At 61.5% G+C, this 1,674-nt stretch carries 1 protein-coding gene; it reads right to left on the reverse strand.

Annotation, left to right across the window (positions count from 1 at the left end):
• Nucleotides 1-1,674 (reverse strand): MG2 domain-containing protein (locus P792_RS37580; protein ID WP_235075452.1); only part of this gene is annotated, 1,674 nt, incomplete at both ends.

Genomic DNA, 1,674 nt, shown 5'->3' on the forward strand with positions numbered 1-1,674 from the left:
ACTGCGTGACCCTGCGGCCTCAGCACAGCCGGTGCATCGAGTGCGATTTTGAGGTGATGCGCCGACTGGTCCAGACCGATATAGCCAAGCCCCACCGCCCGTGACGGCTCATGCGGACGCACAGGCGTATCGAGCGGTCGATAGGCTGTAACGAGCACATAGGCGCCACCGGGCCAGCCCGCTTCCGCTTTCACCGGGATATCAAGTCCGCCTTTGGGCAGGGTGACCGTTTTTGTGCTCTCGACCTTGTCTGTCGCAATCACGATCTGTGCTTCGCCTGCAAAAGGCGCCTGCACATGCACAACGGTTTCACCACCCACCGGCAGGATTTTGTCGCGCACGGTCAGGCTCAGGCGATCAGGCGCATTGGGCTTTTCGGTAGAATCCGACCACCAACCCGTGGCGAAGCGGGATGAACTCGCTGCGTTGCTTTGCGGGTCACTCAGAATGACGCGATAGCGCCCGCCATCCAGTTCAGTCGCGAAATGCGCCCGCCCCGAGGCATCTGTTGTCAGCGTGCCATTCTGGAGCGGCTCATCAATGACATGACGAATGAAGTGCCAACCCTGGCTGTTCCTGATCCAGTCATAGGTCTCGTTTTCACGCACGATTGTCCATTTGAGGACGTGATTGGCCAATGCCTTGTTATCGGGATTGAGCGCGATCACATCAACGGGGACCGAGCGGGTTTCCAGTTCCCCCCCACTTGCAGGTGGGGTGACACGCACACCGATCAGCGGCCTGTTGCGACGAATGGGCAGCGTCAGGATCTTGCTGACACTGCGCCCGGCAGGATCGAACAGGCTGAGGCGGATTTCTGCCTTGAGCGGCAGTGTGAGCCCATTGGGGATTTCGGGCAGGACGCTCAGTGCAGCGTGGCCTGAATCATCCGTGTCGGGTACTGCAAGGCTCTGCTGGTCAGGGCTGAAATTTTGGGTCTGCAACCCGAACACGAAGCCTTTTGCCTCTGCGACGGGGGTCCCATCACGCATGACACGCAAGACGCCCTCTCCCCTCAGATGCGCAGCCGGGGCACCATAGAGATAGCGCCCTTCAACCGCGATGCCGAGCTTCTGCCCCTCGGTAATGAAAGGGCTAGCCGGGGTGGCATCGACCGCAATGGTCTGGGGGACGAAATCCTGCACCAGAACCGAGGCGCGTCCCACGGGCGGTGACGTGGGATCGACATAGGCCTCAAGTGTCCAGTTTCCCGCTGCCGCTGCGGCCGAAAGGGCAAGGCTGGTCACAAGGCCGCCAGAGGCTTGTGGTGTCAGGTGAAGGGTCTGCGCCTTTACGCCATCCGGTCGACGCAGGACGAGGTCGAGCGGCAGATCCGGCAGCGCACGGCCCTGCGCATCGCGCAGGATCAGGGTCGTATTGATGGTCTCGCCGGGACGGTAGATTCCGCGATCAGTCGCGATCACTGCCTGTTGCGGCCCCGGTGCCTTGTGCCCTTCAGCCCCGCGGTCGGAAAAATCGAACCACGCCTGAGTGAGGGAGGACGTCGCGTAATCTCCGGTCGGGCTCATGGCGATGAGTGAGACCGGTTGATCTGCCCCCTTGCCCTTTATCAGCCCAACCGGAAACGCAACCCCACCTGTTGCATCGCTGACCGCCTGACCAAGGTCATCCCCCCCCTGAGACACGAGCCGTATCGAGACACCCTTCATAGGC

The sequence above is a fragment of the Asaia sp. SF2.1 genome (assembly GCF_000505765.1).
In the GTDB taxonomy this organism is placed as follows: Bacteria; Pseudomonadota; Alphaproteobacteria; order Acetobacterales; family Acetobacteraceae; genus Asaia; species Asaia bogorensis.